At 72.5% G+C, this 12,813-nt stretch carries 13 protein-coding genes; 10 read left to right on the top strand and 3 right to left on the bottom strand.

Annotation, left to right across the window (positions count from 1 at the left end; genetic code table 11):
- Nucleotides 1-121 precede the first annotated feature (121 nt).
- The gene (locus tag ABWI07_RS23535; RefSeq protein WP_149257323.1) at nt 122-1,366 is read right to left on the bottom strand and encodes an HNH endonuclease signature motif containing protein; all 1,245 of its coding nucleotides are present in this window, start codon (nt 1,364-1,366) and stop codon (nt 122-124) included.
- Nucleotides 1,367-1,975: 609 nt separating this feature from the next.
- Between ABWI07_RS23535 and ABWI07_RS23530 the strand changes: the two genes are divergently transcribed.
- The 3 genes from ABWI07_RS23530 to ABWI07_RS23520 all read left to right on the top strand — a co-directional run bounded on the left by ABWI07_RS23530 (nt 1,976) and on the right by ABWI07_RS23520 (nt 4,020).
- Complete coding sequence (locus ABWI07_RS23530; RefSeq protein ID WP_149257322.1) at nt 1,976-2,179, top strand: ribbon-helix-helix domain-containing protein; 204 nt, start codon at nt 1,976-1,978, stop codon at nt 2,177-2,179.
- Nucleotides 2,176-2,571, top strand: coding sequence for a type II toxin-antitoxin system death-on-curing family toxin (locus tag ABWI07_RS23525; protein ID WP_200841666.1), 396 nt, complete (start codon nt 2,176-2,178; stop codon nt 2,569-2,571). The genes ABWI07_RS23530 and ABWI07_RS23525 overlap by 4 nt, the downstream gene beginning before the upstream one ends.
- Before the next feature lie 237 nt (nt 2,572-2,808).
- Nucleotides 2,809-4,020 carry a phospholipase D-like domain-containing protein gene (locus ABWI07_RS23520; protein ID WP_353819806.1) on the top strand — a complete coding sequence of 404 codons (1,212 nt, stop codon included), beginning with the start codon at nt 2,809-2,811 and terminating at the stop codon, nt 4,018-4,020.
- Here ABWI07_RS23520 and ABWI07_RS23515 read toward each other — a convergent pair.
- A complete protein-coding gene (locus ABWI07_RS23515) occupies nt 4,017-4,673 on the bottom strand; it encodes a uridine kinase family protein (protein ID WP_353819805.1) in 657 nt (218 codons plus the stop codon). The genes ABWI07_RS23520 and ABWI07_RS23515 overlap by 4 nt on opposite strands.
- A 125-nt stretch (nt 4,674-4,798) precedes the next feature.
- On the opposite strand from ABWI07_RS23515, the gene ABWI07_RS23510 reads away from it, so the two are divergent.
- Nucleotides 4,799-6,007 carry a CaiB/BaiF CoA transferase family protein gene (locus tag ABWI07_RS23510; RefSeq protein ID WP_353819804.1) on the top strand — a complete coding sequence of 403 codons (1,209 nt, stop codon included), beginning with the start codon at nt 4,799-4,801 and terminating at the stop codon, nt 6,005-6,007.
- Nucleotides 6,007-7,407 carry an acyl-CoA synthetase gene (locus ABWI07_RS23505; protein WP_353819803.1) on the top strand — a complete coding sequence of 467 codons (1,401 nt, stop codon included), beginning with the start codon at nt 6,007-6,009 and terminating at the stop codon, nt 7,405-7,407. Before ABWI07_RS23510 ends, ABWI07_RS23505 begins: the two co-directional genes overlap by 1 nt.
- Here the strand turns inward: ABWI07_RS23505 and ABWI07_RS23500 are convergent.
- Nucleotides 7,404-7,979 carry a TetR/AcrR family transcriptional regulator gene (locus ABWI07_RS23500; protein WP_353819802.1) on the bottom strand — a complete coding sequence of 192 codons (576 nt, stop codon included), beginning with the start codon at nt 7,977-7,979 and terminating at the stop codon, nt 7,404-7,406. The genes ABWI07_RS23505 and ABWI07_RS23500 overlap by 4 nt on opposite strands.
- Nucleotides 7,980-8,118: 139 nt before the next feature.
- Here ABWI07_RS23500 and ABWI07_RS23495 point away from each other — a divergent pair, with 139 nt between their 5' ends.
- From ABWI07_RS23495 to ABWI07_RS23475, 5 genes are all read left to right on the top strand, one after another.
- The gene (locus ABWI07_RS23495) at nt 8,119-8,760 is read left to right on the top strand and encodes an NAD(P)-dependent oxidoreductase (protein ID WP_353819801.1); all 642 of its coding nucleotides are present in this window, start codon (nt 8,119-8,121) and stop codon (nt 8,758-8,760) included.
- 99 nt (nt 8,761-8,859) lie between these two features.
- A complete protein-coding gene (locus ABWI07_RS23490; RefSeq protein WP_149257316.1) occupies nt 8,860-9,834 on the top strand; it encodes an ABC transporter ATP-binding protein in 975 nt (324 codons plus the stop codon).
- Entirely contained in the window at nt 9,831-10,694 is an 864-nt protein-coding gene (locus ABWI07_RS23485; protein ID WP_353819800.1) for an ABC transporter permease, read from the top strand. The genes ABWI07_RS23490 and ABWI07_RS23485 overlap by 4 nt, the downstream gene beginning before the upstream one ends.
- A gap of 47 nt (nt 10,695-10,741) precedes the next feature.
- Nucleotides 10,742-12,055 (top strand): sensor histidine kinase, encoded by a 1,314-nt coding sequence (locus ABWI07_RS23480; RefSeq protein ID WP_353819799.1) that lies wholly within the window; start codon nt 10,742-10,744, stop codon nt 12,053-12,055.
- Nucleotides 12,052-12,657: a response regulator transcription factor gene (locus tag ABWI07_RS23475; protein ID WP_149257313.1), complete on the top strand. Its 606-nt coding sequence runs from the start codon at nt 12,052-12,054 to the stop codon at nt 12,655-12,657. The genes ABWI07_RS23480 and ABWI07_RS23475 overlap by 4 nt, the downstream gene beginning before the upstream one ends.
- The last annotated feature ends 156 nt before the right edge of the window (nt 12,658-12,813 follow it).

Raw genomic sequence — 12,813 nt, 5'->3', positions numbered from 1 at the left:
CGCCCGGCAGTCACTCCGGGTCATGCCGGACGAGACCGTGCTGCTCGGCTCAGCCCAACGGTGGCTTCGACCCCCAAGGAACCGATCCCAAGGGACCGATCCAGGGTGAACGGCACCGGGATCAGGCGGCGCGGTAGTGCATCTCCGCCGGTGGAGGTGGGGGACGGTTGCGGGCTTCCTCGGGAGTGCGGAGATGGTAGGCGTAGCGGCCGTCCGCGCGCCTGGTGACGTGGATCTGCTCGGGGTTTGAGGACTTCCAGCGGTTGTGCCACCCGCAGGTGAGGGCGAGTTTGTCGATGTCGGTGGGGCTGCCCAGAGCCCAACCGTGGACGTGGTCGACCTCGCAGAGGGTGCCGGGCACCTCGCAGCTCTCGACGGCGCAGGTGGGGTAGAGGGTTTCCAGGACTTGGCGCTGGGCGGGGCTTGCGAACCGCGCCCTGTGGCCGAGGTAGAGGGGTAGGTGGCCTCGGCCCAGGATCAGGGCGGAGACGCCTGCGCTGAGGGCTATGCGGCGGGCCTGCGCGGCGGGAATCGGCGTGCCGTCGGTGAGCCGGGCGGGGGCCTGCCCTCCGGTGAGGGTGTCCAGATCACAGATGACGGTGACCTTGGTGGCCTTGTGCCCGCCCGAGAGGACGCCGGTCAACGCGGCCGCCGTGCGTTCGGACAAGTCGCGCCGGTCGTCGGTCCCGGCGGGCTTGGCCAGGGGCCCTAGGGTGCCGTCCCAGATGGCGGCGTCCTCGGCGTTGAGCCACCCTTTGATGTAGCGGCCGCCGTCCAGTGACCGTGTCGAGTCGATCCAGGAGCGGTCGTAGCCGCGGCCGGAGTCCGCATCGGGGGCTTCGGTACCGTCCCGCTCGGCGACCAGTTGGGCGATCCGGGTTCCGAACGCTGCGACCTTCCCGGCGGAGAACCCTTGGCGGACCAGACCGAGCAGGATGTCTTCGGCTGCGGCGCAGTCCTCGGCGTTCAGGCGGGTGACGGCGCCTGCGATGGTGGCGGCGTACCCATAGGACAGCTCGCCGCAGGCCAGGAGCTTGGTGACCTCGGGCAGGCGATGGCGCTCGCGGGCCAGAGCAAGACGTTCCTTCGCGCGGGCCTCACGCATGCCCAGACGAGAGCGTAACCACGCCCGGGCGGACGGGTAGCCCCGGCGACGCAGCTCGCCGGTGGTGTCCACCCGGCTGATCAACGCGGCGAGGGCGCTCTCGTGCCGGTCAACGGCGCGGACCAGGGTTTCGGCGGCCTGCATGCACGCCGCCGGGCTCTCGGGCGCCTCCCGGTGGGCGAGTTCGGCCGCGATCAAGGCCGCCGCGTCCACCAACTCCCTGGTGGACATCGACGCCACATCGATCACGATCGAACTCATGCTCCCATTTTATCGAACGATTCAATCGCCAACCTCCAATTCCAGGTGAGACTATTGCATCCTTCTGGCTGCCCGATAATGTGAACAAACAAGGCTTTAATCGAAGTTCTTAGGATTGGCAAAGATGTTCAAGATAGCCCGAGATGACCGGAGATCGAGACACATGGCCGACGTGCCTCGATCAGGACCGGGATACCGCCGGTCCTCAGTTCGCCACCGCCAAGGACCTGCTGGCCGGAGACTCTTCGCAGACATCAGATGTGCCCGGCTGTGGAGGCGTTCCGTAGGAACGCCCTACAGCAACCCCGGCGCGAACCCAACTGCTGAATACCGACCCGATCCGGCCGAGCCCAGCCGAAGTGACTTGAGCCTGGGGCTGCCGCAGCGTTCGAGCCGACCCGCAGGGGGCGCCGTGACTTGTCGCTATCGAAACCATGTTGATCCGATGAAGAGCGCCGCAACCACGCGACCGGCCCCGTACAGGCGCGCCATGGGGAGAGCGATCAACAAGCTGGCGGGGTCCCCCTTGGACGTGGTCCTCCGACATCACCGAACCACCTCTAGTACCATCGGTGATACCAGAATGACGTACGCAGGGAGAGTCCTGGCATGGCCTTCGCAGCGCGCCTTCCCGACGACCTGGACGCCTGGCTCGACGAGGCGGCCACGGCCGAGCAGCGGTCCAAGAACGCGATACTGATCACTGCTCTCGAGGAGTACCGGCAGCGCCGGGAACTCGCTCACGTGCTCGAACTCGCCGACGAGACGGCGCGCGACCACCGGAACCTGCTGGACCGGCTGGGCGACGCGTGAGCGTGCGCTACCTGACGGCCGAAGAGATCGTCGCCGTCGGGCGCCGGGCCGTCGGCGAGCACCTCAACGTGCGGGACTTCGGGCTGGTCGCATCGGCGGCCGCACGGCCGGCCACGGTGACCTTCGGCGTGGACCCCTACCCCACCCTTCTCGAAAAGGCCGCCGCGCTGCTGCACTCGCTCACCACCTCCCACCCGTTCACTGACGGGAACAAGCGAGTCGCCTTCGCCGCCACCGATGTCTTCCTCAAGCTCAACGGAGCACGCTTCGACCCCGAAGCCGAGGACGACCTGTTCACCACCGTTATCGACACCGCCACCCATGCCCTCAACGACGTCCCGGCCATCGCCAAGCGGCTCGAGCGCCTGATACGGGCGGCCGGTGCTCGGTAAGGCGCTCGCAACCGCGGACGTTTCCGCCGAGCGGAGATGGCATGACTGCATACGCTCCGCATCTGATCGAGTGCAGTTAGTGGCGAGGAAATGTCGGGTTGCTCTCAGTGGCGGCAAGGCGGCATGGAACGCGAAACAGAGGGGACTGATCTCGGCCGAGTGGCGATCACTTTCGTGCTTTCGGCGTGACGGCACGGGTCCGCTGATCGTTGCCCTGGCATAAGGAGAAAGAAGCAGATGACCGTGTCGCAGCAGCCGGTTCCCCCCGGAGACGACCTGCTCTCATCTCCGTCCGACGACCGCGCGCACCGGATCCGCCGGTCCCTGGAACGGCTGATCGGCGTGGCGGCGACGGAGGGAAACTCCGTGACGCCCCTGCGCAACGGGGACGAGATCTTCCCCCGCATGCTGGACGAGATCGCCGGAGCGCGGCGGACCATCGACATGATGACCTACGTCTACTGGCGCGGGGACATCGCCCACCGGTTCGCCGACGCGCTGTCGGAGCGCGCCCGCGACGGGGTGCGGGTCCGGCTGCTGCTGGACGGCATCGGCGCATGGCAGATCGAGAAGGACCTGGTGGAGAAGATGGAGCGGGCCGGCGTCACGGTCGCCTGGTTCCGCAAGCCCGTCTACGTCTCGCCGTTCAAGCAGAACCACCGCTGCCACCGCAAGGTGCTGGTGGTGGACGAGCAGGTCGCCTTCACCGGCGGCGTCGGCATCGCCGAGGAATGGTGCGGGGACGCCCGCGACGAGAGCGAGTGGCGCGACAGCCACTTCAGGGTCCGCGGGCCCGCGGTGGACGGGATCGCGGCCGCGTTCGCGCAGAACTGGGCCGAGTGCCACGACGTCCTCTTCGACGACCGCGACCGCTTCGCCGGGCACGAACCCGCCGGTGACGCGGTGGTCCAGGTCGTGCGGGGGTCGGCCAGCGTCGGCTGGCAGGACATGCAGACCCTGCTCCGCGTCGTCCTCCAACTGGCCGAGCGGCGGCTGCGGATCGCGTCCGCCTACTTCGCGCCCGACGACTACTTCGTCAATCTGCTGTGCGAGACCGTCGGCCGCGGGGTCGAGGTGGAGATGCTCCTGCCCGGCCCGCACGCCGACAAGCGCGTGAGCCGCCTGGCGAGCCAGCGGCATTACGAGGACCTTCTGAAGTGCGGTGTGCGCATCCATCAGTTCCAGCCGGCGATGCTGCACACGAAGATCCTCACCATGGACGGGATCGTCTCGCTCATCGGGTCCACGAACTTCAACCGGCGTTCCATGGACCACGACGAGGAGGTCATGCTCGCCGTGATCGACCAGGACCTGACCGCGACCCTCGACGCCCATTTCGACGAGGACCTCACCCGCAGCAAGCAGGTCGACCACGCGCGATGGGCCCGGCGGTCCACGACGCAACGCGCCAAGGAACTGGCGATCACCCCGATCCGCCGCTTCCTCTAGGGGCCCTCGCCCGTCCCCGGCCTCGGGGGACGGGCCCTGAATCGGTACGGGGTGAAGGTGGTGCCGTCCACGAGGAGGTCGCAGCGGTCGAGGGTGGCGTCGGCAGTGAAGTGGGCCTGTTCGCGGACGGCCCAGTCCTCCCAGGCTCCGGCGTACTCGGGGCCGTCCCGGTCGAGGGCGCGTGCGCGGCGCAGGTCGTACGGCGCGTCGATCCAGATCCGGTAGGCGGCGGGCGCCTTCGCCCACGCGGAACCGACGCCCTCGACGATGAGGACGGGCGCGGGCGGGATCTCTTCCTCGGGGCCGTAGCGGTCGTGGTGCCAGTCGTAGCGGCGCAGCACGGCAGGACGTCCGTTCCGCAGCGGGTCGAGCACCGCGCGCTGGAGGGGCCGCCACCAGGTGAGCGGATCGGCGTCCCACGGCACCCGGAAGTCGTCCGAGCGGACGACCGGGGCGCCGACCAGGGCCTCCGCCAGGTGGCCCGCGAACGTCGACTTCCCCGCCCCGCTCGGGCCGTCCACCGCGACGATCCGCGCCCGGCCGCAGGACGGCGGCAGCGCGAGCAGCCGTGCGGCGAGCGCGGGGTAGGTCATGCGGGCGAAGGCCCCGGCGGAGTCGGCCCCGGCGGGGTTGGGCTCGGCGGAGTCCGGCACGGACGGCATACTTCCAGGTACCCGCCCCGCGGCGGAGCCGGCCCCCGGCCGGAGCCGTCCGCCGGAAGGAGCCGCCCCCGCGGGGACACCGCCTCGGGGGCACGGCCCCTGGAAGGAGAACGCCCTTGCCCGGACCGCTCGAAGGCGTCGTGGTCATCGATCTCAGCCGCGTCGTGGCGGGCCCGCAGGCCACCATGACGCTCGCCGACCTCGGCGCCCGCGTGATCAAGGTCGAGCAGCCCGGCACCGGCGACGAGACCCGCGGCTGGGGCCCGCCGTTCGCGGGCGAGGACCGGGTGAGCACCTACTACCTCTCGATCAACCGGAACAAGGAGTCGATCACCCTCGACCTGAAGTCGGACGAGGGCGCGGACGTCCTCGCCCGGCTCGTCCGGCGCGCCGACGTGCTCGTGGAGAACTTCCGGCCCGGCGTCCTCGACCGGCTCGGCTTCCCGGTGGAGCGGCTGCACGAGCTGAACCCTGGGCTGGTCGTCCTGTCCATCACGGGGTTCGGGCACGACGGGCCTGAGGGCGGGCGCCCCGGCTACGACGCGATCATGCAGGGCGAGGCCGGGATCATGAGCGTGACCGGGCCGCCCGGCACGCCGAGCAAGGTCGGCCTGTCGATCGCCGACATCCTCGCCGCGGGCAACGGCGTCGCGGGCGTGCTGGCCGCCCTGTACGAGCGCACCCGCACCGGGCGCGGGACCGTCGTCCGTACCTCGCTGCTGGCGTCCGTGGTCGGCGCCCACATGTTCCAGGGGACGCGCTGGACCGTCGCCCGGGACGTCCCCGAGTCGGTCGGCAACGACCATCCGTCCATCGCCCCGTACGGGACGTTCCGCTGCAAGGACGGGCAGATCCAGATCGGCGTCGCGAACCAGAACCTGTGGCGCAGGTTCGCGCCGATCGTCGGCCTGGACCCGGGCGACGCCCGCTACGCGACGATCCCCGACCGCTCCGCCCGGCGCGCCGAACTGACCGCCGACATCGAGCGGGTCCTCGCGGGCGACACGCGTGACGCCTGGCTCGCGCGGCTCGGTGAGGCGGGCGTCCCCGCGGGGGCGATCCGGTCGATCGACGAGGTGTACGAATGGGAGCAGACCCGCTCGCAGGGCCTGGTCATCGAGGTCGACCATCCGCAGCTCGGGCCCATCGAGCTGCCCGGGCCGCCGCTGCGCTTCGACGGCGCGCCGCCCCGGGGGCACACCGCGCCGCCGCTGCTGGGCGAGCACACCGACGCGGTGATGGCCTGGCTGGAAGGGCTTGAAGAGGCCGAGAGACGTGCGGAGCCCGAAGGACCCGAAGGACTCGACGAGGAGGAGAGCGGCTGATGATGGACCTGCTCGGCGGGACGGGCGGCCCGGTGCGGATCGCCGGACGCGAGCTGCCCCGCGACGAACTGCTCGGCCGGGCCTCCGCCGTGGCCGCGGAGATCCGGGGAGCGGACGCGGTCGCCGTGCACGCCACGGCGTCCCTGGAGACGGTCGCCGCGGTCGTCGGCGGCCTCCTCGCGGGCGTCCCCGTGGTGCCGCTGCCGCCCGACTCCGGGCCCGCCGAACGCGCGCACATCCTCGGCGACTCCGGTGCGAGCCTCCTCCTCGCGGCCGGTGGGACGGAGCGCTCCGAGGGGGAGCCTCCGCTCGTCCCGGTCGACGCGCTGCCGCACCACGGAGGCGGCGGGGGCGGCGAGGTCCCCGCCGACGCGACCGCCCTGATCCTCTACACGAGCGGGACGACGGGCGCGCCGAAGGGCGTGCTGATTTCGCGGAGCGCCATCGCCGCCGGGCTCGACGCCCTCGCCGAGGCCTGGGCCTGGACGTCCGATGACGTCCTGGTCCACGGGCTGCCGCTGTTCCACGTGCACGGGCTCGTCCTCGGCGTCCTCGGGCCCCTGCGGGCCGGTTCGCGCCTCGTCCACACCGGGCGTCCCAAGCCGGAGCTGTACGCGGCGGCGGCGCGGGACGACGGCGGCAGCCTGTTCTTCGGCGTCCCCACCGTCTGGTCGAGGACGGCGGCGGACCCGTCCACCGCCGGGGCCCTGCGCGGCGCGCGGCTGCTCGTCTCCGGCAGCGCGCCCCTGCCCGTGCCCGTGTTCGAGCGGCTCTCGGCCCTCACCGGGCACCGCCCGGTCGAGCGGTACGGCATGACCGAGACCCTCATCACGGTCAGCGCCCGCGCGGACGGCGACCGGCGCCCCGGCTACGTCGGCACGCCGCTGCCCGGCGTCGAGACGCGCCTGACGGCCGAGGACGGCTCGCCCGTCCCGCCGGACGGGGAGACGCCCGGCGAGCTGCACGTCCGCGCGCCGCTGCTGTTCAAGGGGTACCTCAACCGCCCCGAGGCGACCGCGGAGTCGTTCACGCCGGACGGCTGGTTCCGCACCGGCGACATCGCCACGATCGGCCCGGACGGCTGGCACCGGATCGTGGGGCGCGCGTCGACCGACCTCATCAAGAGCGGCGGCTACCGGATCGGCGCCGGCGAGATCGAGAACGCGCTGCTCGCCCACCCCGCCGTGCGGGAGGCCGCCGTCCTCGGCACCCCGCACGACGACCTCGGCGAGCAGGTCACCGCCTACGTCGTCGCCGACGGGGTGGGGGAGAAGGAGCTCATCGACTTCGTGGCCGAGCGCCTGTCGGTGCACAAGCGGCCCCGCGTCGTCCACATGGTCGGCTCCCTGCCCCGCAACGCCATGGGCAAGGTCGTGAAGTCCCGCCTGGGCGAGCTCTAGGGGAGGACCTCCGCTAGGACGGGGTTGACCAGCTCGCGTGCGAACGACTCGGGCGGGTCGGAGGCGTCCTCGCCTTCCGCGAAGTAGCGCAGGAAGCCCTGCTGGAAGCACGCGCCCATCAGCAGTGCGGCCACGGCCTGCGTGTCCGCGTCAGGGGCGACCCTGCCGAGGTCGCGCTCGGCGTCCAGGTAGCGGGCCAGCGCCCGTACCGGCTCCTGCGGGCCCGCGCCGTACTTGCGCAGCGACTCGCGGGTCGCCTGCAGCAGCCGCGGCTGCGCCGCCATCGAGACCATCATCGGGAACGCCCGCCGGTAGAAGCGCAGCCCGCCGTGCACGATCCCGACGAGGTTGGACTCGACGGTGCCCTCGCCCGGGACGCCCATAGAGGTGAACGGGGGCATCCGCTCCTTCAGCACGCACAGCATCAGCTCGTCCTTGTCGCGGAAGTGCTTGTAGAGCAGCGCCTCGGAGTAGCCGGACGCTCTCGCGATCTCCTTCGTGGTCGCGCCGGCGACCCCGTGCCGCCGCATGATGTCCGCCGCGGCGTCCAGGATCCGTTCGCGCGCGCTCAATGGGCCCCCTTGACAGGTGAGTGAACGCTCACCAGGATAGAGGTTAGTAAGTATTCACTCACCCCTCAAGTGCTCGCCCGTCCGGCGCATTCCAGAGGTGCCGACGGGGCGCTCACGGGGGTTCGGGTAGGAGGACAGGATGAGGTTCACGGTCTTCGGGGCGACCGGGGGCACCGGCGTCCAGGTCGTCCGGCGCGCGCTCGACGCCGGGCACGAGGTGACCGCCGTCGTCCGCGACCCCGCCGGCCTGCCCGGCGAGGTCCGCGCCTGCGCCGACGTCGTCCAGGCCGACGTCATGGACCCGGGCGCGATCGAGGAGGCGGTCAAGGGGCGCGACGCCGTGATCACCGCGATCGGCACCCGCGACGGCCGCCGCCCGACCAGCGTCTGCGCGGACAGCACCCGCGGCATCGTCGAGGCGATGCGGGCGGGCGGCACCGAGCGGTTCGTGCTGACCAGCGCGTCCGGGCTGCACGCAGGGCCGGGCGACGACCCGCTCACCCGGTTCCTGGTCAAGCCCCTCGTCCTCGGCCCGCTCCTCAAGCACGCCTTCAACGACATGCGCGCCGCCGAGGCCCTCACCCGCGACTCCGGCCTCGCCTGGACGATCGTCCGCCCGCCCCGCCTCACCGACGGCCCCGGCAACGGCCGCTACCGGAAGGCGGCCGACCGCAACGTCCTCGGCGGCCTCTCCATGGCCCGCTCCGACCTCGCCACCGCGCTCCTCGACATCGCGGGCGAGCCGTCCACCGCCGGGCACGTCATCAGCGTCGCGGGCTGAGCGGCATGACACCTGTCATGCCGATCGCCTGACAGGCGCCGCCGGAAGCGGTGACACGCGCTTCTACCGGCGCGCTCGCATGATCGCGACGCTGGGGGCATGGAGACGAACCCAGCCATCGGCGTCGACGGGCTCCGGCAGCGGTACGGGGACTTCGAGGCCGTCGCCGGGATCTCGTTCGAGGTCGCGGCAGGCGAGTTGTTCGCGCTGCTCGGCACGAACGGCGCGGGCAAGACCACCACGCTCGAAACGCTGGAAGGGCACCGGAACGTCCACGGAGGCACGGTCCGGGTCCTCGGCCACGACCCGTACGCGGAACGCCGGAAGGTCCGCCCGCGCATGGGCATCATGCTGCAGGACGGCGGCTTCTTCGCCGACCTCACCGTCGCCGAAACGATCGAGCACTGGCGCGGCTTCACCCCCTCCGCGCGCGACCGCGACGAGGCCATCGCCATGGCGGGGCTCGCGGAGAAGGCGGGCGTACGGGTGCGGCAGCTGTCCGGCGGCCAGAAACGCCGCCTCGACCTCGCGCTGGCCCTTCTCGGCAGGCCCGAGGTCCTGTTCCTGGACGAGCCGACGAGCGGCATGGACCCCGAGGCCCGGCGCGCGACGTGGGACATCGTCGAGGACGTGGTCGCCGACGGCACGGCGGTCCTGCTCACGACCCACTACCTGGAGGAGGCCGAGCACCTCGCCGACCGGCTCGCGATCCTGCACCGCGGGCGGATCGAGACGTCCGGCACGGTCGCGGAAGTGGTCGCCGGACACGGCGACCGCATCTCCTTCCGGCTGCCGGAGCGCCTCCAGGTCGCCGAACTGCCCCCTCTGCACGGCGCCCGCGCCGACGTCCGAGTGGAGGGCGGCCGAGCCGTCGCGTCCTACACCCTGCCCTCCGGCACGCCCCCGTCCGGCTCTCCGCCGTCCGGCCCCGCCGCCGATGCCGGGCTCCAAGCGGGCCTCTACGAACTGCTGCGCTGGGCCGACGAGGAGGCCGTCCGGCTGGACGGCCTCCGGGTGCGCAGCGCCTCCCTCGAAGACGTCTTCCTGCACACCGCCGAAGGAGCGGCCCGATGAGCCCCCGGGTGAGACCCGCCACGAAGCCCGCCCTGAATAAGCCCGCCCTCAAGAAGCCCGCCCTCATGAGACCCGATGCCGTTCTGGGCGTCGCGCGCCTCGACCTCACCCTGCTCTGGCGGAACCGGACCGCCCTCTTCACCGCCGCCGGCCTGCCGCTGCTGTTCGCCGCCATGCTCGTCCCGGTCCGCGGCCAGAAGATCGACGGCGTGGACGGCGCACTCCTGCAGGGCACCGGCCACCTGGGGTTCTTCCTCGTCTTCGCCGTCTTCATGAACCTCGTCAACGTGTTCACCGCCCGCCGCGAGGACCGCACCCTCAAGCGGCTGCGCGGCACCGCCCTGTCGGACGCGGAGATCATCGGCGGCGCCGTCCTCACCGCGACCGCGCTGTACGCGGTGCAGGCCGTCGCGCTGCTGGTCCTGCTCGGCACCACGATGGGCGGCCGGGTCCCCGCCGACCCCGTCCTGGTCCTGGCCGGGCTCGCGGGCGGCGCCGCCGTGTTCGCGGCGCTGGCGCTCGCGGTCTCGGGCGCCACCCCGAACGCCGAGCTGGCGCAGCTCACCGTCCTGCCGATCATGTTCGGGTGCATGCTCGGGGCCGGGGTCATGTTCCCGCTGGACGATCTGCCCGGCTGGCTGCAGGCGGCCTGCCGCTGGGTCCCGCTCAGCCCGGTCGTGGAGATCGTCCGGACCGGGTACTTCGGCCAGGACTTCGTGCACCGGCCCGCCCACCCCGCCGTCGGCCTCGCCGAAGGCTGGCTGACCTGCGTGCGGCCGTTCCTCGTCCTCGCCTTCTGGATGGCGACCGGCCGCCTCATGGCCACCCGCTGGTTCCGGTGGGAGCCGCGGCGCGCCTGACCGCCGCGGGCCCACCGTTACAGTGCGATGCGAGGAGGAACGAGGACATGGCGGTCGCGACCACGGCGGACATCGAGGAGCAGGCCGCCCGGAGGCTGGAGCGCTACCGGCGGGTGACGTACCGCTCGTTCATGTTCGCCGCCATGGGCTTCGTCCTGCCGGCCCTCTACGGGCTCGAAGACGCCTACACCCGCGGCGACGCGGGCGCGCCCCTCACCGCCGCGGTCGTCGCGGGGCTCGCCGTCCTCAGCTGGTGCTACACGCGGCTCGTCCGGGGCGGGCTCGAAGGGACCCTGTCCAAGCGGGACACCGTGGCCAGTGCCGCCGTCGCCGCCGCGCTCAGCCTGATGCTGCTCACCAGCCCGTGGTTCAGCGTCATCCCCGTGTTCTGGGTCTCGGCCGTGGTGCTGTCCCCGATGGGCCGCGGGCGGATCGTCGCGCTGTGCGCGGGCACCGGGACGTACTGCGGGGCCGTCGCCACGGCGGGCGCGGAGCGCCTGTACCCGGAGGGCGACGCCCCCTGGTACGCGATCCTCCCGGTGCTGTGCGCCCTGTACACCGCGATCTGCGGGTTCGTCGTGTTCGTCAACCGGTACCAGCGGCGCATGTGGGAGCTGCACCAGGAGGCCTACGCGGCCCGCGACGCCCTCGCCCGGCTCGCGGTCACCGAGGAGCGGCTCCGCTTCTCCCGCGACCTGCACGACCTGCTCGGCCACAGCCTGTCCCTCATCGCGGTGAAGAGCGAGCTGGCCAAGCGGACGGTGCGCGACGACCCGGACCGGGCCGGCGCCGAGATGGCGGACGTCCAGCGTGCGGCCAGGGAGGCGCTGCGGGAGGTCCGCGCCGCCGTCCGCGGCTACCGGGCCGTCGAGCTGGACGCCGAGCTGGCCGGCGTCCGGGCCGTCCTGGAGGCCGCCGGGGTGCGCTGCGAGATCGGCTGCCTGCCGGACGGGCTGCCGCCGGCGGTCCGCTCGGTGCTCGCCTGGGTGATCCGCGAGGGCGCCACCAACGTCATCAAGCACAGCGAGGCGCGGCACTGCACGATCAGTCTCGACGTGTACGGCGCGCCTTCCGGGGACGGCGCCCTCTACGGTGACTCCGTGGTCCTGGAAATGCGCAACGACGGCGTCCGCGGCGCCGAGACCGCGGCGGGCTCGGGCCTGACCGGCCTCACCGAGCGCGTCGCCGTCCTCGGCGGCGAGATCACCGCCGGCCGGCACGGCCGCGACGGGTACCTCCTGCGCGCCGCCGTCCCGCTCCCTCCCGTCCACGGCCCGGGTGAGGCCGGTCCAGACGGGCGGGGCTCGGACGGGAGCGGGACGGGCGCCGGTCAGGTGCTCCCGGCCGCGAGGCCCGCGTGATCCGGGTCCTGCTCGCCGACGACGAGCACCTCATCCGCGGCGCCGTCGCCGCCCTCCTCGGCCTGGAGACCGACCTGGAGGTCGTCGCCGAGGTCGGCCGCGGCGACGAGGTGCCCGCGGCCGTCGCCGCGCACGATCCGGACGTGGCCGTCCTCGACATCGAGATGCCGGGCGCGGACGGCCTCACCGTCGCCGAGGAACTGCACGCCTCCGGCGCCCGCTGCGCGGTGTGCATCCTCACGAGCTTCGGCCGCCCGGGCTACCTGCGCCGCGCCATGTCCGCCGGGGTCCGCGGCTTCGTCGCCAAGGACGCTCCCACCGACGAGCTCGCCAGCGCCATCCGCAAGATCCACGGCGGCGGCCGCTACCTGGACGCCGAACTGGCCGCCAGCGCGATGGCCGCCGGCGACAACCCGCTCTCCGAACGCGAACGCGACGTCCTCCGCCTGGCCGGCGCCGGCGCCGAGACCGCCCGCATCGCGGCCGACCTGCACCTGTCCGAGGGCACCGTCCGCAACTACCTGTCCACCGCCATGGCGAAGATGGGCGAACCCACCCGCGTCCGCGCCGCCCGCGCCGCGATCGACATGGGCTGGATCTGACCCCCGGCCGGGCCGGACATCGCGACGCGGTCGGACACCGGGAAGTGGCTGGACACTGCGAAGCGGCCGTTCCTCGGGCCGGTGGTTCCCCGGGCCGCGAGAGGCCGTTCAGACGACGCCGTGCTCGCCGCGCATGCCGGGCAGGGGGCCTAGGCT

It is taken from the genome of Actinomadura sp. NPDC000600 (assembly GCF_040492135.1).
In the GTDB taxonomy this organism is placed as follows: domain Bacteria; phylum Actinomycetota; class Actinomycetes; order Streptosporangiales; family Streptosporangiaceae; genus Spirillospora.
The sequence above is the reverse complement of the archived record's forward strand: the minus strand, read 5'-3'. Positions and strand labels throughout refer to the sequence as shown.

What these genes read in the sequence shown, in the direction of transcription:
- ABWI07_RS23535 (WP_149257323.1), bottom strand. Translation starts at nt 1,366, where the DNA reads ATGAGTTCGATCGTGATCGATGTGGCGTCGATGTCCACCAGGGAGTTG.
- ABWI07_RS23530 (WP_149257322.1), top strand. Translation starts at nt 1,976, where the DNA reads ATGGCCTTCGCAGCGCGCCTTCCCGACGACCTGGACGCCTGGCTCGAC.
- ABWI07_RS23520 (WP_353819806.1), top strand. Translation starts at nt 2,809, where the DNA reads ATGACCGTGTCGCAGCAGCCGGTTCCCCCCGGAGACGACCTGCTCTCA.
- ABWI07_RS23505 (WP_353819803.1), top strand. Translation starts at nt 6,007, where the DNA reads ATGATGGACCTGCTCGGCGGGACGGGCGGCCCGGTGCGGATCGCCGGA.
- ABWI07_RS23495 (WP_353819801.1), top strand. Translation starts at nt 8,119, where the DNA reads ATGAGGTTCACGGTCTTCGGGGCGACCGGGGGCACCGGCGTCCAGGTC.
- ABWI07_RS23490 (WP_149257316.1), top strand. Translation starts at nt 8,860, where the DNA reads ATGGAGACGAACCCAGCCATCGGCGTCGACGGGCTCCGGCAGCGGTAC.
- ABWI07_RS23485 (WP_353819800.1), top strand. Translation starts at nt 9,831, where the DNA reads ATGAGCCCCCGGGTGAGACCCGCCACGAAGCCCGCCCTGAATAAGCCC.
- ABWI07_RS23480 (WP_353819799.1), top strand. Translation starts at nt 10,742, where the DNA reads ATGGCGGTCGCGACCACGGCGGACATCGAGGAGCAGGCCGCCCGGAGG.